The 18723-nt window shown below is 39.2% G+C and carries 18 protein-coding genes; 10 read left to right on the plus strand and 8 right to left on the minus strand.

Annotated elements, in window-relative coordinates; genetic code table 11:
- Positions 1-64 precede the first annotated feature (64 nt).
- Complete coding sequence (locus Q0A08_RS03295) at positions 65-781, plus strand: YebC/PmpR family DNA-binding transcriptional regulator (protein ID WP_438464837.1); 717 nt, start codon at positions 65-67, stop codon at positions 779-781.
- A gap of 59 nt (positions 782-840) precedes the next feature.
- Here Q0A08_RS03295 and Q0A08_RS03300 read toward each other — a convergent pair whose 3' ends face one another.
- Positions 841-2976, minus strand: coding sequence for an FAD-dependent oxidoreductase (locus Q0A08_RS03300; protein WP_438464838.1), 2136 nt, complete (start codon positions 2974-2976; stop codon positions 841-843).
- Between the two features lie 288 nt (positions 2977-3264).
- On the opposite strand from Q0A08_RS03300, the gene hpf reads away from it, so the two are divergent.
- Positions 3265-3663 carry a ribosome hibernation-promoting factor, HPF/YfiA family gene (hpf, locus tag Q0A08_RS03305; protein WP_438464839.1) on the plus strand — a complete coding sequence of 133 codons (399 nt, stop codon included), beginning with the start codon at positions 3265-3267 and terminating at the stop codon, positions 3661-3663.
- A gap of 126 nt (positions 3664-3789) precedes the next feature.
- Here hpf and acnB read toward each other — a convergent pair whose 3' ends face one another.
- The gene (gene acnB, locus Q0A08_RS03310) at positions 3790-6390 is read right to left on the minus strand and encodes a bifunctional aconitate hydratase 2/2-methylisocitrate dehydratase (RefSeq protein WP_438464841.1); all 2601 of its coding nucleotides are present in this window, start codon (positions 6388-6390) and stop codon (positions 3790-3792) included.
- A gap of 234 nt (positions 6391-6624) precedes the next feature.
- The gene (locus Q0A08_RS03315; protein ID WP_438464842.1) at positions 6625-8358 is read right to left on the minus strand and encodes a formylglycine-generating enzyme family protein; all 1734 of its coding nucleotides are present in this window, start codon (positions 8356-8358) and stop codon (positions 6625-6627) included.
- Positions 8359-8446: 88 nt separating this feature from the next.
- Here Q0A08_RS03315 and Q0A08_RS03320 point away from each other — a divergent pair, with 88 nt between their 5' ends.
- Both Q0A08_RS03320 and Q0A08_RS03325 read left to right on the plus strand, forming a co-directional pair.
- Entirely contained in the window at positions 8447-9052 is a 606-nt protein-coding gene (locus tag Q0A08_RS03320) for a tRNA-(ms[2]io[6]A)-hydroxylase (RefSeq protein WP_438464843.1), read from the plus strand.
- 91 nt (positions 9053-9143) lie between these two features.
- Entirely contained in the window at positions 9144-9443 is a 300-nt protein-coding gene (locus tag Q0A08_RS03325; RefSeq protein WP_438464845.1) for a hypothetical protein, read from the plus strand.
- Between the two features lie 56 nt (positions 9444-9499).
- On the opposite strand, the gene Q0A08_RS03330 is transcribed toward Q0A08_RS03325, so the two are convergent.
- The 4 genes from Q0A08_RS03330 to queC all read right to left on the minus strand — a co-directional run bounded on the left by Q0A08_RS03330 (position 9500) and on the right by queC (position 12399).
- Positions 9500-10300 (minus strand): UDP-2,3-diacylglucosamine diphosphatase, encoded by an 801-nt coding sequence (locus tag Q0A08_RS03330; protein WP_438464847.1) that lies wholly within the window; start codon positions 10298-10300, stop codon positions 9500-9502.
- 12 nt (positions 10301-10312) lie between these two features.
- Positions 10313-10804, minus strand: a complete 492-nt coding sequence (locus Q0A08_RS03335; RefSeq protein WP_438464848.1) for a peptidylprolyl isomerase — start codon at positions 10802-10804, stop codon at positions 10313-10315.
- 97 nt (positions 10805-10901) lie between these two features.
- Entirely contained in the window at positions 10902-11552 is a 651-nt protein-coding gene (gene queE, locus Q0A08_RS03340) for a 7-carboxy-7-deazaguanine synthase (RefSeq protein WP_438464849.1), read from the minus strand.
- Between the two features lie 133 nt (positions 11553-11685).
- Complete coding sequence (queC, locus tag Q0A08_RS03345) at positions 11686-12399, minus strand: 7-cyano-7-deazaguanine synthase QueC (RefSeq protein ID WP_438464850.1); 714 nt, start codon at positions 12397-12399, stop codon at positions 11686-11688.
- 105 nt (positions 12400-12504) lie between these two features.
- Here queC and Q0A08_RS03350 point away from each other — a divergent pair, with 105 nt between their 5' ends.
- The 5 genes from Q0A08_RS03350 (at position 12505) to cysS (ending at position 17705) form a co-directional block, all read left to right on the plus strand.
- Positions 12505-13458, plus strand: a complete 954-nt coding sequence (locus Q0A08_RS03350; RefSeq protein WP_438464851.1) for a bifunctional helix-turn-helix transcriptional regulator/GNAT family N-acetyltransferase — start codon at positions 12505-12507, stop codon at positions 13456-13458.
- 1 nt (position 13459) lies between these two features.
- A complete protein-coding gene (locus Q0A08_RS03355; RefSeq protein ID WP_438464852.1) occupies positions 13460-14197 on the plus strand; it encodes an AzlC family ABC transporter permease in 738 nt (245 codons plus the stop codon).
- Positions 14194-14517: an AzlD domain-containing protein gene (locus Q0A08_RS03360; RefSeq protein WP_438464853.1), complete on the plus strand. Its 324-nt coding sequence runs from the start codon at positions 14194-14196 to the stop codon at positions 14515-14517. Before Q0A08_RS03355 ends, Q0A08_RS03360 begins: the two co-directional genes overlap by 4 nt.
- A 128-nt stretch (positions 14518-14645) precedes the next feature.
- Positions 14646-16319: a glutamine--tRNA ligase/YqeY domain fusion protein gene (locus Q0A08_RS03365; RefSeq protein WP_438464854.1), complete on the plus strand. Its 1674-nt coding sequence runs from the start codon at positions 14646-14648 to the stop codon at positions 16317-16319.
- Positions 16320-16322: 3 nt separating this feature from the next.
- Complete coding sequence (gene cysS, locus Q0A08_RS03370) at positions 16323-17705, plus strand: cysteine--tRNA ligase (protein ID WP_438464856.1); 1383 nt, start codon at positions 16323-16325, stop codon at positions 17703-17705.
- Between the two features lie 45 nt (positions 17706-17750).
- Here the strand turns inward: cysS and Q0A08_RS03375 are convergent, their stop codons facing one another.
- Positions 17751-18182 carry a universal stress protein gene (locus Q0A08_RS03375; RefSeq protein WP_438464857.1) on the minus strand — a complete coding sequence of 144 codons (432 nt, stop codon included), beginning with the start codon at positions 18180-18182 and terminating at the stop codon, positions 17751-17753.
- 57 nt (positions 18183-18239) lie between these two features.
- Between Q0A08_RS03375 and Q0A08_RS03380 the strand changes: the two genes are divergently transcribed.
- Positions 18240-18722 (plus strand): hypothetical protein, encoded by a 483-nt coding sequence (locus Q0A08_RS03380; RefSeq protein WP_438464858.1) that lies wholly within the window; start codon positions 18240-18242, stop codon positions 18720-18722.
- Position 18723 lies beyond the last annotated feature (1 nt).

The following is an 18723-nucleotide window of genomic DNA, read 5'->3' on the forward strand; positions in this document are numbered from 1 at the left end:
TTTCATAGACAAGGGCTTATCTGTAAAATAAACGCCTTTCTATATATATGAATAGGGCAGAATAATGGGTAGAGCCTACCAAAACCGTAAAGAGTCCATGGCAAAAACATCTGATGCCAAGGCAAAAGTTTATAGTAAATACGGACGTGAAATTTATGTATGTGCGAAATCTGGCGGCATTGACCCAAATGGCAACCTGTCCCTACGTGGTCTAATCGAGCGCGCTAAAAAAGATCAAGTACCAACACATGTTATTGATAAAGCCATAGATAAAGCAAAAGGCGGTGGCGGAGAAGATTTTGATACCGCACGCTATGAAGGTTTTGGCCCTGGTGGTTGCATGGTTATAATTGACTGCCTAACAGACAACCCAAATCGTACTTTTGGTGATGTTAGAACCTGTTTTAATAAGGTTAAATGCAAAATTGGTACTCAGGGTAGTGCGAGTCATATGTTTGACCATAGCGCTATTTTATCATTTGCATGTGATGATGAAGAAGCTGTACTTGATGCGCTTATGATGGCAGATGTTGATGTTGCTGATATTGAAAACGAAGACGGGAAAGTGACAGTTTTTGCTCCAAATACAGATTACTTTAAAGCTAAAACAGCATTACTTGAGACTTTTGGTGAAATCGAATTTGATGTTGATGAAATTCAATTTTTACCTCAAACAGTTTCTCCAATAGCAGAAGATGCAATGGAAAACTTTGAGCGTTTTGTTGATATGCTAAATGACTTAGATGACGTACAAAATATTTATCACAATGTTGAGATGTAATTTCTAGTTGTTAGATATAAAAAAACCAGCCTCGGCTGGTTTTTTTATATCTGTATTTGTTAGCCTCGACGCCAAGTGTGGTATCGTTTTAAAATTTGCATTGTTTTTGCCGGAATGTGCGCACGTTTCCATTCGCCGGCGGCATATTTGTTAGCTTCAGCCATAGTTGGGTAAATATGTATTGTTCCAAGTACTTTATTGAGTCCTAAGCCGTATTTCATTGCTTGTACATATTCTGCTATCAGGTCACCTGCTTGCTTACCAACAATAGTTACCCCAAGGATCTTATCTTTACCAGGTACAGTGAGCACTTTAACAAAACCATCGGTATGACGGTCTGCAATTGCTCTATCTAACTCTTCTAGATCGAACTTAACCACTTCATAAGGGATATCTTGAGCTTTGGCTTCATCTTCACTTAAACCTACTCTTGCGACCTCTGGATCTGTAAAAGTAGCCCAAGGAATAACACGATAATCAACAACAAACTTTTTGAAGCTGCCAAACAAAGCATTTACAGCAGCAAACCAAGCTTGGTGGGCCGCTGTATGAGTAAATTGATATGAACCGATCACATCCCCTACGCCATAAACATTTGGAATATTAGTTCTTAAAAAGTCATCAACAACAAGTGCACCGTTGGCAGTTGTTTCTATGCCTAATTCTTTAAGCCCTAACCCTTTTGTATTTGGTGATCTACCAACTGCAATTAATAAGTTATCAAAGGGAACTCTGACTATTTCATCGTTATGTTTACAAAGTAGAACTTTTTCTTCGCCTTCAAGAATGACTTCACTTGCATCATGTGATGTCAATAAATTAACGCCTTCAGCTTTAAACTTATTGGTAACCCATAGTGCCGCGTCGTCATCTTCTCTTGGTAAGATTCTAGGGCCTCGTTCAATTTGAGTTACCTCAGCTCCTAATCGATTAAATGATTGTGTCAGCTCACTACCAATCGGACCGCCACCTAAAATCACTAAGCGACCTGGGTTCTCACGTATGGACCATATGGTGTCACTAGTGTGGTAATTTACAAGCTCTAATCCTTTTATATTAGGAATGAAAGGTCTTGCTCCTGTTGCAATAACGATATTTTTAGTTGTGATTACCTTGCCATCAATTTCAACCTCATAGGGCGATATGATTTTTGCAGTAGCGGCAATGCATTCAACACCAAGTCCTTCGTAACGTTCTACGGAGTCATGTGGTTCAACTTGTTTAATAACCTGATCTATTCCTTCAAATACCTGTTTAAAATCAACGCTGATATTCTCACTATTTACACCGAGGAGATTGGCATCTTTAACTTCTTGCGCGGCGTGGGCAGAGCGTATTAAAGCTTTGCTAGGTACACAGCCTGTGTTTAAGCAATCACCACCCATTTTATGCTTTTCAATCAATGCGACTTTGGCTTTAACTGCAGCACCAATATAAGTACTAACAAGACCACCTGCGCCAGCGCCTATAGCGACAAGGTTATAGTCGTACTTTTTAGGTTTTTTGAAGTGAGAGAAAGCTTTACGAGCTTTAATTGCTTCAACTATTTTCTTAGCTGCGATGGGTAAAATACCTAATAGCGCAAATGACAAGAATAAGTCAAAGGATAAAATGCCAGATAAACTGTCAATTTTAGCAAGTTGAGTACCTGCATTTACAAAAACGGCAGTACCAGCAAGCATGCCAATCTGACTGACAAGATAGAAAGTCTTCGTTTTTATCGTAGTCAAACCCATTAATAGGTTAATAACAAAAAATGGGAATGCCGGAACCAGCCTCAGTGTAAACAGATAAAAAGCACCATCTTTTTCAATTCCTTTATTAAACGCTCTTAGCTGATTTGCGAATTTAGATTGCACAGCATCTTTAAATAGGTACCTAGAAGCAAGAAACGCCAATGTTGCGCCGATTGAGCTGGCAAAAGAAGCAATAAGCAAACCTTGATATAGGCCAAAGATGGCACCTGCTGCAAGGGTTAATATGGCTGCACCTGGTAAAGACAATGCTGTTATCAGTACATAAGATAAGAAGAAACCACCTGAAATGAGAATGGCATGTTCTTGTTTAAGTGATGAAAAATAATCCTGTTGAGATTTTAAAGCATCAAGATTTAAATACTGCTGTACATCAAAAATGACAAAAACAGACACCATGATGACAAAGAGAAGGAGGATAAGGAGTTTGCTTTTTTTCATGTAGGTTCCTGAAAGTAATCAATGAGATATAGCGTAAATGCTGGATGCAATTTTACATTTTTTTTACATAAACAATATGACTATGACGAAGTAAACAAGTTCAAAATATGTTTGTTAAAGCAAAATAAAATAACTTTTTCATCAAAGTGAAACAAAAAGAACACAAAGAATTTAAAAAATGGGTTGAATTTCTCTCCTATAAACCATACGTTATTAGTAACAGCATTGATTAGGAGCAAATGGTAAGCAAACCAAGTTTTAGTTAAATAGAAAAAGGAAATAGATTATATGTATACACTTAATATCAGTGGTCACCATGTAACATCAGGCCAAGAAGTCCAATCTCTAGTCAAAGATAAAATGGATAGTTTAAGTAAGATTAATCATCAAATTACGACAATTAAAGTCATACTAAATTCCGAAAAACATGAAACCAACAAGTTAATTGTTGAAGCCAGTGTTCATATTCCTGGCCATGACCTATTTGCTACCGTTAAAACTGATAAACAAATTAGCCCAGCATTAGATATGTTGGTTGCCAAGTTAGAAAAACAACTTATTAAATATAAAGCCAGACATAGTGTCGGCAAAGTGCATAAAAGTAATGCCAAAGATCACGAGTCATCATTTGAACGTGAATACCAAGCAGAATTTAACGAACTTGTTGAGAGGGAAGTACTTCAATAAGATTCAATAAAGAAAACGAAAGCCCCTTATTAGGGGCTTTTTTTATGCAAATGAATTTTTTAAACATAAGAAAGTTAAAGACAAAAAAAGGCCTCTATTGAGGCCTTTTTTACAGATCTTTGTTAATTATTGCGCTGCATCTGTTGCGATAACAGAAGAGGCTTTCTTAACGTATTCACCCATTTGATCAAAGTTCAGGTAAGTATAGATCTCTGAAGACATGCTGTTAATTTTCTCAGCATAAGTTAAATATTCTTCAGGAGTAGGTAGCTTGCCAAGTAAAGATGCAACAGAGGCAAGTTCAGCTGATGCTAAGAATACATCTGCACCTGTACCTAAGCGGTTAGGGAAGTTACGTGTTGATGTAGATACAACCGTTGCTTTATCTGCAACACGTGCTTGATTACCCATACATAGAGAACAGCCTGGCATCTCCATGCGTGCACCCGCTTTACCAAAGATACTGTAATAACCTTCTGCGGTTAGTTGCTCGGCATCCATTTTAGTTGGTGGCGAAACCCATAAGCGTGTCGGTACGACTGTTCCGGCAGCTTCAAGTAATTTACCAGCAGCGCGGAAATGGCCGATGTTTGTCATACAAGAACCAATGAAAACTTCATCAATTTTCTGACCAACACAAGATGAAAGTAAACGTGCGTCATCAGGATCGTTAGGAGCACAAACAATTGGCTCTTTAATATCATTTAGATCAATTTCAATGATAGTGTGGTATTCAGCATCAGCATCAGCACGCATCAATTGAGGGTTCGCTAGCCATTCTTCCATCGCATTAGCACGGCGTTCAAGAGTTCGTGGATCACCGTAACCTTCAGAAATCATCCAACGTAACATAACAATGTTTGATTTAAGGTAGTTGGCAACAGACTCTTCAGAAAGGTTAATGCTACAGCCTGCCGCTGAACGTTCAGCAGAAGCATCAGATAATTCAAATGCTTGTTCAGCAGTTAAATCTTCAAGGCCTTCAATTTCAAGGATACGACCAGAGAAAACGTTTTTCTTACCTTTCTTCTCAACAGTCAGATGACCTTCTTGGATCGCTTGATAAGGGATGGCATGAACTAGGTCACGTAGTGTGATACCTGGTTGCATTTCACCTTTAAAGCGAACCAATACAGATTCAGGCATATCCAACGGCATAACACCTGTCGCTGCTGCGAAAGCCACTAGACCAGAACCAGCAGGGAAAGAAATACCAAGAGGGAAACGAGTATGAGAGTCACCACCCGTCCCCACTGTATCAGGTAGCAACATACGGTTTAACCAAGAGTGGATAATACCGTCGCCTGGACGAAGAGAAACACCACCACGTGTCATGATGAAATCAGGAAGAGTGTGGTGAGTTTTAACATCAACAGGTTTTGGATAGGCCGCTGTGTGACAGAAAGACTGCATAACAAGATCAGAAGAGAAACCTAGGCAAGCAAGATCTTTCAGTTCGTCACGTGTCATTGGGCCTGTTGTATCTTGGGAGCCAACAGTTGTCATTTTTGGTTCACAGTAAACACCAGCGCGAATACCTTCAACACCACATGCTTTACCAACCATTTTTTGTGCAAGTGTGAAGCCTTTACCTGAATCTTCTTTAGCGACAGGTGTTTTGAATAAATCAGTTTCACCTAGGCCTAAAGAGGTACGAGCTTTTGCTGTTAAACCACGACCAATGATTAGAGGGATACGGCCACCAGCACGAACTTCGTCAAGAATCACATTTGTTTTTAATTCAAACTCTGTGATTACAACATCTGTTCCAGCTTGTTTAATAACACCTTCATAAGGATATACGTCAATAACGTCACCCATGTTTAGATCTTCAACATTTGCTTCGATTGGTAATGCGCCTGCATCTTCCATAGTGTTGAAAAAGATAGGGGCAATTTTACTACCAATACACAAACCGCCAGCACGTTTGTTAGGGATGAAAGGAATATCATCACCCATGTGCCATAGAACAGAGTTTGTTGCAGATTTACGGCTTGAACCCGTACCTACAACATCACCAACATAAGCTAATGGAATGTTGTCTTCTTTTAGCTCGTTGATTTGTTTAATAGGACCTAAAGTGCCATCATCATCTGGGTTGATACCTTCACGTTCCATTTTCAACATTGCGTTTGCATGTAATGGGATGTCAGGGCGAGACCAAGCATCTGGCGCTGGTGAAAGATCATCGGTATTTGTTTCGCCAGTAACTTTAAATACTTTAACGGTTACTTTTTCAGCAGGTGCTGGTTTTGATGTAAACCATTCGCCAGCAGCCCATGACTCAAGAATTTGAGTCGCAAAAGCATTACCCGCTTTAGACTTTTCTTCTACATCATGGAACGCATCAAACATTAGCAAAGTATGAGATAGTGCTTTAACCGCAATTGGTGCTAACGCATCATTTTCTAGGCAAGCAATAAGTGGTTGAATGTTGTAACCACCAAGCATGGTGCCAAGTAATTCAGTTGCAAGTTCAGCTGATACAAGAGGAGAGCTTACTTCGCCCGTTGTGATTGCAGATAAAAAGCCAGCTTTTACATAAGCTGCTTGGTCAACACCAGCAGGAATACGATTCGTGAGAAGATCTACAATAAAATCTTCTTCACCCTTAGGTGGATTTTTCAATAATTCAACTAATGCAGCAGTTTGCTCTACATCTAGTGCAAGTGGTGGAATACCTTCTAATGCACGTTCTTCAACATGTTTACGATATGCTTCTAACAAAATAAATCCCCTTAGTTTTCGACATTTGTGATATTACGGACACAAATGAATAAAGTTGATGTTAAATAAGTTGCTACTCAGATTAAGCGTCTGACGTATGGATATATAAAATCAACAACTTCGATTTACCTATTTTCTGGCGTTATAGTATAGCAATACGACATAGAAAACTGCTGAATAGCCATAACAATTCAGAATGAGTGGTATTTCCAATGCTTATTTAAAACGACATTCCTATATATCATTGCGAATGATTCTCACTACTCTGAAGCCCCAATTACTCGCTTTCAGGTTTGGATCTGCACGATATCGTGTGGAACTTCTACCCACTCTTGGTATGTCATACCATGATCCGCCACGAATAACTTTACTAGGGCAATCACTGCTCAACCAGGCTCTATTATTATTTGGAGCACCATCATAAGAGTCGTGGTAGCAGTCTTCTATCCATTCAGCTACATTGCCATGCATATCGAACAAACCAAATGGGTTACTGATCTGACTTCCTACAGGTGCGGTCGATCGACCGTCCCATTGGCTGCCACAATCATCACATACGCTATAACCAGTCTGCATTTCGTTACCATACCAATATGAAGTGTCTGAGCTTGCTCTCACTGAATATTCCCACTCAACTTCCGTAGGTAGTCGATATTCTTGGCCTGTTTGCTCAGTCAGCCATGCCGCATAAGCTTTGGCGTCATACCAGCTAACGTTAATCACGGGTCTATTTCCGCGGCCCCACCCGTTGTCTGGTGGCAGTTCTCTATTGGTTTCATTGGCAAACTTATCAAACTGATCGAAAGTTACTTCATATCGACTTAGATAAAAACCAGTTGGAATATCAACTTGGTGAGTAGGTTTTTCATTATCATCCCCAATGCCTTGGCTATCTCCCATGGTAAAAATTGCCGGTGACAATTTAATGACCTGTGGTGCTTTACCTTCTACTATTAATGGCTCTTCTAATATTGCAGGTAAATCTTCAAAGCTTGGTTGAGCAGGTGTATCTACAACTTGTGTTGGTTCAACTTTCTTGATTGGAATCTCTGTCTCTTTGAATGGGTTCCAACCACTTAGTGAAACACCAGCTATGACACCAACGACTGCTGTCGTCATTATCGCTTTACGTTTTGGGTTAGTCGCTAAGTTTTTAGGCTTAACTGCTTTGGTCTTAGTGTTTGTGTACATGTCGGCCCGTAATATACGGACAACTTCAACGAGTGATTTAGGTCTGTGCCGTTGAGCAGGTCTAGACCATTTTTTTATTTTTTTCCAAGTGTCATAAGAAAGTTGATCAATTTCATCAGGTAAACTGTTCGCTTTTAGTTGACTGTTGATTTTAGATTCACCCAGCAAGGCGCATAAAATTAACCGCATAAAAGCATACTTATCGGCATTAGGCGTAAAGTCATGTTTTGCTTTTAAATACTCTGGTGGCGCAAATCTTAAATCCATTTCAGTTTCGCTAATATTGGTCATCCAGTTGTAACTGCCAAAACCAATCATGACACCAAGTCCATTAACCACCTGGACTGAACTTAGGTCTAAATGACCGTGACAGAGGTCGTTTTCGTGAACTTTGTCTAGGCCTTTTGCTATCAGATCAAACAAACTGACAACAACGTTTAATGGGGCTCCATCTGGGTATTTTCCAAGGTAACTAAAAAGTTTTTCACCACCACAAACAGATGAAATAGAATAAACCCATAATGAAGAATTAAAAGGTGGGTAATTCGGTGTAATTGAAGGGTGCTTGATACCTGCATATTTACGAGAATTTAATAAAAAGTGCTCAAGTTGTCCGCGATTGGGTTGAAAGAACCTTAGCACGAACGGACGACCGCCTTGGTCTGCAATCCACGTCGCTTGCCCATTTCCAATAGGATGGTTTAATACGTAGGGATCAAGTTCGATACCGACACGAAGGCCTACTTTTAACTGTGCCGGTTCAATAATGTTGTTCATCTTAAAACTGCATCCAAATCAAGACGTTGCTGCGTTTAGTTAGTGTAATAGAGTATAATCTCGTTTTTTAGTAAGAAAAGGTAGGGAAATGTTATCCGCATATCCAGAATTATCGCAATTTTTACCCTGTGAGTCGCCTCAAGCGTGGGTAGAATGGGCAATTGAAAACCAAACCTTAATGCTGGTTGATCATGCGCACTGTGAAAAAAAGGCTGCATCAACGGCAATGAACCTTATGTATCGCTATGTTGATCGTGATAATTTGCTGCATAAAATGTCTCGTCTAGCCCGTGAAGAGTTGTTGCATTTTGAGCAAGTGCATAAACTAATGAAGGGGAGAGGCGTTGATTATGTTCATTTAAGTGCGTCACGTTATGCTGAAGGGCTAAGGAAACATATTAGAACTCATGAACCTGCAAGGTTAGTAGATATTCTAATTATTGGTGCATTTGTTGAAGCGAGATCTTGTGAACGCTTCGCTGTATTAGCGCCTCATCTTGATGAAGAGCTAAGTAAGTTTTATCTGTCCCTACTAAAGTCAGAGGCTAGACACTTTGAAGACTACCTTGCTCTTGCAGAAGAATATTCAGGTGAAGATATCAGTTCGCGAGTGCAGTTTTTTAGAGAATTAGAGCATACTTTAATTACTGAGCCTGATACCGAGTTTAGAATGCATAGTGGTCCACCAAGTTAATTAAGTCTTAAAAATCAATTCATAAAAAACTTCTATATGGGATTAAATGGCTGCTACACTGAGTTTAGAGACCATAGTTGGAGAGAGTTTTATGAAAGACCAATTAGCGGATGTGACTTACTGGCTGGCTCTTCAAATTTCTCAAAGTGATCCTGCGGTAAATCTCGATGAGATCTATCAAGGATCAATTGAGCTAGATTATTTGTATCAAACTTTAACAAATAAGGCGCAACATCATTGGTGGACTGAGTACGGTGTTGAGTTGTCCCCCATGCTGGTAAATAATGCCTTTTTTAGAGCTGTTGCTTCACTTTATGAAAGGAATTTAGAGTTTTCTAGGTCACGTAACTGTAAAGAAACTGACTGGGTAAAAGGACTATTACATTTATAATGCAATTTATGACACGCTAAACCCTATTGTAGATGGGTTTAGCATGGTTATAGCCATTAAAGCTTCAATCTATGAGCTTCTATAGCTTGGTCTAGTAACTGAGTTATGTTTTCTGGATCAGAGTTGAATACATCAAGATTTATTTCATGCTGAGTTAAGTTTGAATTGCTAAGCACAGCGAGCCACGCCGTTTTATCCCAATCACCCAATACTAAGCGACTGCCTGTATTTTGAGCGTGTAAATCAGGTCTATGAGTGTGACCATGAATCATTAGGTTTGATTGGTTAGCTGTCATTAGCCTTTCAATCTCTTCAAAATTAACATCCATGATGTCTAACATTTTTTCGCTATTTGATAGTTTACTATCTTCACGAAGTTGAGATGCTAGGGCTATTCTTTGCTCCAATGGCATACTTAGTACATGTTGTTGCCATTGTTCTTGCCTAACCATATTTCTAAAATTTTGATATTCAACATCATCTAAACAAGCTTGATCGCCATGTGAGACAAAAATATTTCGTCCATTATATTCAAGGTGGTGATCTTCTTTAATCAATGTAGCTCCAACTCTGTCAGCCCAAGCTTGACCAAGCAAGAAATCTCTATTGCCGTGATAAACAAGAATATTACAGCCTGAATTTGAAAGCGCTAATAAATTTTGTTCGATTGAGGTGTTCCAAGAGGGTTGATAATCGTCCCCAATCCAAGCTTCATAAAAATCACCAACGATATGTAATTGGTTTTTTACGCCTTGATTAGATTCGTTTTTAAGAATATTGGAAAGCTTGATAAACGCCTGGATTAAATCCGGACGTTTATCACTGAGATGTAAATCAGATATGAAATAATGAATCATCAAGCTAAGGTGTTAAACGATTTCAGCAGATTCAATGATAACATCTTCAGCAGGTACATCTTGGTGGCCTGCTTTGCTTGTTGTTTGAACTTCTTTAATTTTATTAACAACGTCCATGCCTGCACTGACTTTACCGAAAACAGCATAGCCCCAGCCTTGTGCGTTTTTGCCTGTGTGATTCAAGAAAGCATTGTCAGCAACATTGATGAAGAACTGTGCTGAAGCAGAGTGAGGGTCCATTGTGCGAGCCATAGCAACTGAGCCAATTTCGTTAGTTAGGCCGTTGTCAGCTTCGTTATCAATTGATGCGTTCGTTTCTTTAGACTTCATGCCTGGCTCAAAACCACCACCTTGAACCATGAAGTTATTGATTACACGGTGAAAAATAACGCCATCGTAAAAGCCATCAGTTACGTATTGTTCGAAGTTCTTTGCTGTAATAGGTGCTTTTTCGTGATTAAGTTCTAGTGTGATATCACCAAAGTTAGTATGAAGTACGATCATGGTCTTTCCTTATTCATTTAATAGTAGGCATATTAATATCGCTAAAACCTTTATAGGTCTTTTAACATTAATTTCAAGCAATAATGATTAAATTTAGCTAATCAATCTCTAAAATTTTGTGTGTTTGTAAGCTTAGTCGCCATTTAGGGTTCGCTAAACAATATTTCAAGGTTTGTTTTAGGTTACTTTCTGGCGCAATATGATTGTTTGCTAGGTGGCTTTGATCCATTGGCTGAAGATAAAAGGTTTCAAACGCCAAGTGAATATAATCTCTAGGGTCAAGGTGTGATTGAGGGTAAACGAGCTTTAACTCATGCCCTTGGTTAATAACAAGTGGGTCAACTGTTTTTGGGCTTACGCATATCCAATCAATACCTGCTGGCAGTTTTTTTGTGCCATTTGTTTCTATAGCAATCGTATAACCTAACGTTTTCATTTCGCTGATGAGAACTTCATCCAGCTGAAGAGCAGGTTCACCGCCAGTAAATACAAGGTACTTATCGTTTTGCTCTGCAGGCCATAGCGCATCAAGATGTTTGGCTAGTGATTCAGCTTGTCTGAACTTACCGCCGTTTTGCCCATCTGTACCAATAAAATCTGTATCGCAAAATCGGCAAAGTGAATCTAGTCTGTGGGTTTCTTTTCCATTCCATAAATTACAGCCACTAAAGCGACAAAAAATGGATGGACGTCCTGCGTGAGCACCTTCTCCTTGCAAAGAGTAAAAGGCTTCTTTAATTGTATACATGGTTACACCTAATAGCGTCTCGAAAACAGTCGAGGCTTTGGTTAGTAACTTTAGTGCTGTGTCAGGGTATCTGTGGAACAGAAGCTGACGAACTAAAATCGGGTTAAACGTATATTCGAAACTAAATTATAATTTATTCGTAACTAATAGGGTCAGTTAGTCCGTGAAGAGCAAAGGACTCAAGCCTTTCAATGCAGGAACCACACTTACCACAGGCCTTTTCTCTGCCATTATAGCAAGTCCAAGTGTCTGCGTAGTTTAGTCCCATTTCAATGCCTGCTGCTAATATATCGCCTTTAGAACTTTTCAAAAAAGGAGCAACAATTTCAACAGCTTGGTAGTTAGCAATGAGTGATACCGCGTTCATTGCCTCTACAAACTCAGGGCGACAATCTGGGTATATGTCGTGGTCACCAGAGTGAGCGCCATAATAAACTTTGTCAGCTTCAAGAGATACTGCATAGGCAATCGCCATTGAAATAAGTACCATATTTCTATTCGGTACCACAGTTGACTTCATATTGTCTGTTTCATAATCACCTTCAGGGATGGCTTCATCACTGTCAGTGGTTAATGACGACCCTGCCATCAAACTATTAATCGCTGTGATATCGACGATTTTGTGTTCAATTCCTAAATCTTGGCAAACCTTAGCTGCTATTGTCAGCTCTTTACTATGCTTTTGACCATAATTGAAAGATAGAGCGTACACCTCATCACCACTAGCAATTGCATTATGTAGTACGGTAAACGAGTCCATGCCGCCTGAATAGACAACAACTGCTTTGTTGGCCATGTAAACCTCTGTGTCATTAATGAAATTTAGCGCGCGATTATAACGACTCATACATAAAAAACCTATTGAATTGTGAGTTAATCGTCATGAAGTGTTGCAATTCAAAGTTATAAAAATATATTATGTAACCAGTTACGTATCTACTTACGAGGTTTTATGGATCATTTTGGTGTTATGGCGTTTGGTAGTCGATTAAAGCGATTAAGCGATTATTTATTTGCTGAGGTAGAGGCTATTTATAAAACCCATGAAATTGGCTTTTCACCAACGCACTTTCCTATTTTAAGGCAGCTCAGTCAGGAACCGTCATTGACGGTTGTTGAGTTAGCTAGTCGCCTTGGTTTAAGTCACCCTGCGATTAGCAAGCAAATAAATAAATTAGTGAAAGAAGAGTGGGTTATTAAATCCCTTGATGAAGATGATAACAGGCGCCTGTTTATCTCTTTATCTGCAAAAGGTGTGAATGAAATGCTTAAAGTCGAGCCAATACTAGAGGCAATTAAGTATGTGATGGAGAGTGAAGCTCATCAGATCGACGCTAAATTACTGCATTCTTTTGGGGTATATGAAAATACATTACTAAATAATGGCTTGCAGTCTAGCGTAAACAAGTATGTGAAAAGTAAACAACAAGCAATAGAAATACAAGTTTGGGATGCAAGTTATAAAAATGAGTTTAGACAATTAAACATGCGCTGGCTTGAAACCTATTTTGCAGATCAAATTGAAGAAGAGGACCGACTTATTTTAAATAACCCTCAGTCCGAAGTGCTGGCAAAAGGGGGCTATATCTGGATTGCTTTGTTGGGTGACCAGTGTGTAGGTGTCTGTGCGTTATTACCTGATACCCCTTGCTCGTACAAGGTCATAAAGCTGGCTGTTGATGATGCATTTCAAGGTCAAGGAATAGGTTTGAAGCTAATGCTCAAATGTATTGAGCAAAGTAGATTAAAAGGAGCACGTTATGTCTCCTTAGAAACTGCAAGTAAATTAGTGCCAGCAATGACGCTTTATGAAAGGTTGGGGTTTGAAATTGTAACACCAGCCAATGGTTATACAGTAAAAAGAAGTGATGTTTATATGGAACTTAAGTTTCCAGAGAGAGGGTAAAGTGGAAGTTCAAAATGTAATGAGAAAAGGCATGCTTGCTAGTATTCCAATGATAGTTGGCGGCATTCCCTTTGGTATATTGTTTGGTTCATTAGCAATGAGTAATGGCTTGAGTCCATGGTTTGCAATCGCTATGTCTAGTATTGTGTTTGCAGGTTCAGCTCAGTTTGTTGCCCTAGGGTTAATTCTTATGGACGCGCCATTATGGGTGATAATTTCAACCACTTTTATCGTTAATTTACGTCACATTTTATATGCTGCAGACTTAGTTAAGTTTATAAAACATTTGCCTTTAAAATGGCGTTTGTTGATTGGCTTTGGGTTGGTGGATGAGAGTTATGCAGCTATAAGGCCTATGTATGGGAATGGCACAGTGACAACTGAAAATGGCCATTATGCATTTTTAGGGTCTTTTTTATCTTTTTATCTTATGTGGCAAATTGCAACAATCGTTGGGGGTGTCGCTGGAGAACTTATTCCAGGCATGAGTGAATGGGGGCTTGAGTTTGCAATGGTGGCTACCTTTATTGGCATAATTACCCCCTATTTAAAAACGAACCAATTTAAATCTATTGCACCTTATTGGGTGGCATTAGTTAGCGCTTCTATTACCTCTTTGTTGCTAAGCGGGTTACCTAACAACCTAGGGTTGTTGTTTGCGGCACTTGTCGGTGTGGGGATGGGTTTTGTCAGTTCTAAACAAATTCCAAGAACCGGTATAGAGGAGGGCGTTAAATGACTACGAGCTATTTAGTATTAATCATCCTAGGTATGTTTGTTGTTACCTTTGGTATCAGGTTTTGTTTGTTTGCCAAAGCAAATAAAGTAGTAATGCCAAGTTGGATTGAAGGTGCTTTAGGTTTTGTTCCAATCTCAGTGTTGTCGGCTATTATTGTGCCTATGATATTTATGCCAGATGGAAGGTTGAATCTAGGATTAGATAACCCTTGGTTACTTGGAGCGTTAGCAGCATTTGTCGTTGGATTGATAAAACAAAATCAATTACTCACCATTGTTGTGGGGGTTGTTGTGTTTTATTTGAGCAAGTTGTTTGTTTAATTGCTCATTAAACTCGATATCTTACTCTTAGGTGACTTTTTTAATTCACCTAAGAGTTAAATCGGATATACTGACCGCACAAATTTATTTCACTTTTTAGAAACTATAAATCAGGACCCAAGGTTAACATGTCTGATACGTCTAAACCTGGTAATTTCATTACCCAAATCATTGATAAAGATAACGAAACTGGAAAGCATGGCGGTAAGGTTGTTACCCGTTTTCCACCAGAGCCAAACGGCTACCTTCACATAGGTCACGCCAAATCTATATGTTTAAACTTTGGCTTGGCACAGCGTTATCAGGGGCAATGTAATTTAAGGTTTGATGACACTAATCCTGAGAAAGAAAGTGTTGAGTATATTAACGCAATCAAAAATGATGTCACATGGTTGGGTTTTAACTGGCAAGACGAAGTTAAGTTTTCATCTGACTATTTTGATGCGTTATTCGATTTTGCAGTTGAGCTAATTAAGTTAGATAAGGCCTATGTTTGTCAGTTAAATGCTGAAGATATGCGTCTTTACCGTGGCACATTAAAAGAGCCAGGTAAAAATAGTCCATACAGAGATAGAAGTGTGGAAGAAAATTTAGCCCTTTTCATGGAAATGAAAGAGGGTAAATATAAAGATGGCGAAATGGTATTGCGTGCAAAAATTGATATGGCTAGTCCAAACATCAATATGCGCGACCCTATCATTTATCGTGTGAGACATGTAGAACACCACCAAACAGGTAATAAATGGTGTGTTTATCCAATGTATGACTTTACTCACTGTTTATCTGATGCGCTTGAAGATATTACTCATTCTGTTTGTACACTTGAATTTCAAGATCACAGGCCTTTGTATGATTGGGTTTTAGATACGCTGAAGACTGCGCACCCACAGCAAATTGAATTTGCACGTCTTAATGTTAATTATACAGTCACAAGTAAGCGCAAGCTTAAGCAGCTTGTGGATGATGGACATGTAGAGGGTTGGGATGATCCGCGTATGTCAACCATTTCTGGATTGCGTCGTCGTGGCTACACACCCATTTCAATTCGTAATTTCTGTGAAAGAATCGGTGTCACTAAGTCAGATTCAGTTGTTGATGTCAGTATGTTGGAGCATGCTATTCGAGAAGACTTGGATGCGAATGCCAATCGTGCAATGGCCGTTCTGAATCCGATTAAAGTTACCTTAACAAACTACCCAGAAGATAAAGAAGAAATTTTTAGTGTGGCTAACCACCCTAAAAATGAAGATGCGGGTAAGCGTGAAGTACCTTTTTCTAAAACACTTTATATAGATGCTGCTGATTTTGCTGAAATACCCCCTAAAAAGTGGAAGCGCTTAACTCTAGAATCAGCTGTTCGCCTTCGTGGTGGTTATGTAATTACCTGTGATGAAGCGATTAAAAATGAAGCCGGAGAAGTTGTTGAATTATTGTGCCGCTATGATGAAAACACACTTGGTGTAAACCCTGAAGGTTATAAGCCAAAAGGGGTGATTCATTGGGTAAGTGCTAAGCATGCTGTAACCGCTGAAGTTCGCCTTTATGACAGGCTATTTAATGAGGCTGCGCCAGATGCAAACCACGAAGAAAAAACCTTCTTAGACTTTATTAATCCTGACTCTTTGACTGTGTTAACAAACGCTAAAGTCGAGCCTTCTCTTGAAAAATCTGAGAAGAGTCAAGGGTATCAGTTTGAGCGTGAGGGTTATTTCTGTCGTGATTCAGAGCGAGATACACTGGTATTTAACCGCACTGTAACATTGCGTGATTCATGGGCAAAAATAGAAGCTAAGGGAAAATAACTAATGTTAAAGATACATAATACTTTAACCGGAAAGAAAGAAGAGTTTGTTCCATTGGTGCCAGGGAAAGTTGGCATGTATGTGTGTGGTAATACCGTTTATGATTTCTGTCATATTGGCCATGCTAGAGCAATGATTTCTTTCGACATTATTTCCCGTCACTTAAGATTTAGTGGCTTTGAGCTTAACTATGTTAGAAATATTACTGATGTAGACGATAAAATAATTAAGCGTGCCGCTGAAAATAATGAAACACCAGAGTCATTAACCCTCAGAATGATTGAGGCACAAACTCAAGATGAGCTTAAATTAGGTAATAAGTTACCTGATAGAGAGCCTAAAGCTACAGAGTTTATGCAAGAAATTATCGATATGATTGCTGTTTTGGTTGAGAAAGGTTTTGCATACCAAGGCAGTACGGGTGATGTTTATTTTCGTACAGAGAAGCATGCTGATTACGGTAAGTTGAACAACCGTAAACTAGATGAGATGCTTGCTGGTGCACGAATTGATGTAGAAAGTGCTAAAGAAAATCCAGCGGATTTTGTGTTGTGGAAATCAGCTAAAGAAGGTGAAGTGCATTGGCAATCTCCTTGGGGGATTGGTCGGCCTGGTTGGCACATTGAGTGTTCTGCGATGTCCACGAGTTGCCTTGGGCCACATTTTGATATTCATGGCGGCGGGCCTGACCTTAAGTTTCCACATCATGAAAATGAGATTGCGCAATCAGAATGTGCCAATGGAACTGACTATGTGAACTATTGGATGCATTGTGGCGCAGTTCGCGTCAATAATGAAAAAATGTCTAAGTCTTTAGGTAACTTCTTTACTGTGCGTGACGTATTAGAAAAGTACAACCCTGAAGTGATACGTTTCTTAATGGTTTCTAGTCAGTATCGTAGTCCTATTGATTATTCAGAACAAAGTCTACTTGAAGCTAAAGTCGGCCTTGAAAGAATGTATACCAGTTTGCAGGGGCAAGACTTCGCAACTGAGTATGTTTCTTCTGGTTATACTGAGCGTTATCAAGATGCTATGAATGATGATTTCAATACACCAGTTGCAATCTCTGTATTGTTTGATTTGGTGAGAGAGCTTAATAAGGCGAAAGCTTCTGGAGCTGATAATGCACCAAGCCTTGCTAAAGAGTTAAGTGTTTTAGCTGAATTGCTTGGTTTGCTTGGGCAAGATCCAGAATACTTTTTGAAAAACAGTGTTGTTAATGACGGTATTTCAGAGGAAGAGATTGAAGCTTTTATTGCAGAACGTATTCAAGCAAGAAAAGATAAAAACTTTGCTAGAAGTGATGAAATAAGAGATTCACTGGCTGAGCAGGGGATTACCTTGTTAGATACACGTGAAGGTACTAGCTGGACTCGTCGTTAAGATGTTTCAGAAATAAAGGCCAGCATTAGCTGGCCTTTATTTTGACTAGCTTTTAACCCTGACAGCAAGTACGTCACAGGGAGCGCCATGTAATACACCGTTGGCAGTTGACCCTAGAAGAAGAGCTAAGCCATGTCGGCCATGGCTACCTACAACGATTAAGTTGGTTTCATGTTCTTCGGCTACTCGGTGAATCTCACTTTCTATTCCGCCTTGCGAAATGATTGCTTGATCGATAGAGCAGGTGATCTGTTCGCAAAGTGCATCGAGCTTTTCTTGTGCGCTGGTTTGAAGTTGATGTTGTATGTCTGTGATATCAATGGGTACATCGCCGCCATAGGCATAGTTGAGAGATTCAATAACGTGAAGAATAACCAGTTTTGCGTTATAGGTTGTGCACAAACGTACAGCTTTTTCAACGACGGGAAGATTTTCTTCAGTAAGGTCGGCCGCTAGTAATATTCTTTGGTATGGCATATAAACCTCCGAAACGGTTTGTGTATTCTTATATTAGTTCAAACATGAGTAAAATTTATGACTATTTTAATAGTGGTTGCCATTATTGCCTCAATGCTGGGCTCCATTTTATGGGTGATGCCAAGTAAGCGTGATCAAGATAGAATGAAAATTCGTCTTTTAGCACGAAAAAGTCAATTAGGTGTACAACTTACACATATAGAGTTACCTGATAAATGGGATAAGTCAACGACTAAAGTGAAATCCGCTGCTTATCACAAATTTAGGATTAATAAGCTTAAAAGCATGACTGATGAGGTTTGTATTTATCCTTATGAAGTGTGGAAGTATGAAAATATACTTGATGGTTGGTATGCAAATAAGGCATTTAATTTATCTGAATCGAGTCAAGAAACATTAAAAACTCACTTTGAAAGTTTTAAAGCAATTATTATCACTATGGATTGTGTTTCGCTGCATTGGGATGAAAATGGGGATGAGGATGACGTTGAAAAAATTCAATCACTTCTAAGCGAGCTTGAAGCAATTGAATTTGCATAAG

Origin of the sequence: Marinomonas sp. PE14-40 (assembly GCF_051623805.1) — a bacterium.
Taxonomy (GTDB): domain Bacteria; phylum Pseudomonadota; class Gammaproteobacteria; order Pseudomonadales; family Marinomonadaceae; genus Marinomonas.

Excerpts from the sequence above, each read along its gene's own strand:
- cysS (WP_438464856.1), top strand. The coding sequence starts at position 16,323 with ATGTTAAAGATACATAATACTTTAACCGGAAAGAAAGAAGAGTTTGTT.
- Q0A08_RS03380 (WP_438464858.1), top strand. The coding sequence starts at position 18,240 with ATGACTATTTTAATAGTGGTTGCCATTATTGCCTCAATGCTGGGCTCC.
- Q0A08_RS03360 (WP_438464853.1), top strand. The coding sequence starts at position 14,194 with ATGACTACGAGCTATTTAGTATTAATCATCCTAGGTATGTTTGTTGTT.
- Q0A08_RS03365 (WP_438464854.1), top strand. The coding sequence starts at position 14,646 with ATGTCTGATACGTCTAAACCTGGTAATTTCATTACCCAAATCATTGAT.
- Q0A08_RS03300 (WP_438464838.1), bottom strand. The coding sequence starts at position 2,976 with ATGAAAAAAAGCAAACTCCTTATCCTCCTTCTCTTTGTCATCATGGTG.
- Q0A08_RS03335 (WP_438464848.1), bottom strand. The coding sequence starts at position 10,804 with ATGATCGTACTTCATACTAACTTTGGTGATATCACACTAGAACTTAAT.
- Q0A08_RS03350 (WP_438464851.1), top strand. The coding sequence starts at position 12,505 with ATGGATCATTTTGGTGTTATGGCGTTTGGTAGTCGATTAAAGCGATTA.
- Q0A08_RS03325 (WP_438464845.1), top strand. The coding sequence starts at position 9,144 with ATGAAAGACCAATTAGCGGATGTGACTTACTGGCTGGCTCTTCAAATT.
- queC (WP_438464850.1), bottom strand. The coding sequence starts at position 12,399 with ATGAGTCGTTATAATCGCGCGCTAAATTTCATTAATGACACAGAGGTT.
- queE (WP_438464849.1), bottom strand. The coding sequence starts at position 11,552 with ATGTATACAATTAAAGAAGCCTTTTACTCTTTGCAAGGAGAAGGTGCT.
- Q0A08_RS03315 (WP_438464842.1), bottom strand. The coding sequence starts at position 8,358 with ATGAACAACATTATTGAACCGGCACAGTTAAAAGTAGGCCTTCGTGTC.
- Q0A08_RS03295 (WP_438464837.1), top strand. The coding sequence starts at position 65 with ATGGGTAGAGCCTACCAAAACCGTAAAGAGTCCATGGCAAAAACATCT.
- hpf (WP_438464839.1), top strand. The coding sequence starts at position 3,265 with ATGTATACACTTAATATCAGTGGTCACCATGTAACATCAGGCCAAGAA.
- Q0A08_RS03375 (WP_438464857.1), bottom strand. The coding sequence starts at position 18,182 with ATGCCATACCAAAGAATATTACTAGCGGCCGACCTTACTGAAGAAAAT.
- Q0A08_RS03320 (WP_438464843.1), top strand. The coding sequence starts at position 8,447 with ATGTTATCCGCATATCCAGAATTATCGCAATTTTTACCCTGTGAGTCG.
- Q0A08_RS03330 (WP_438464847.1), bottom strand. The coding sequence starts at position 10,300 with ATGATTCATTATTTCATATCTGATTTACATCTCAGTGATAAACGTCCG.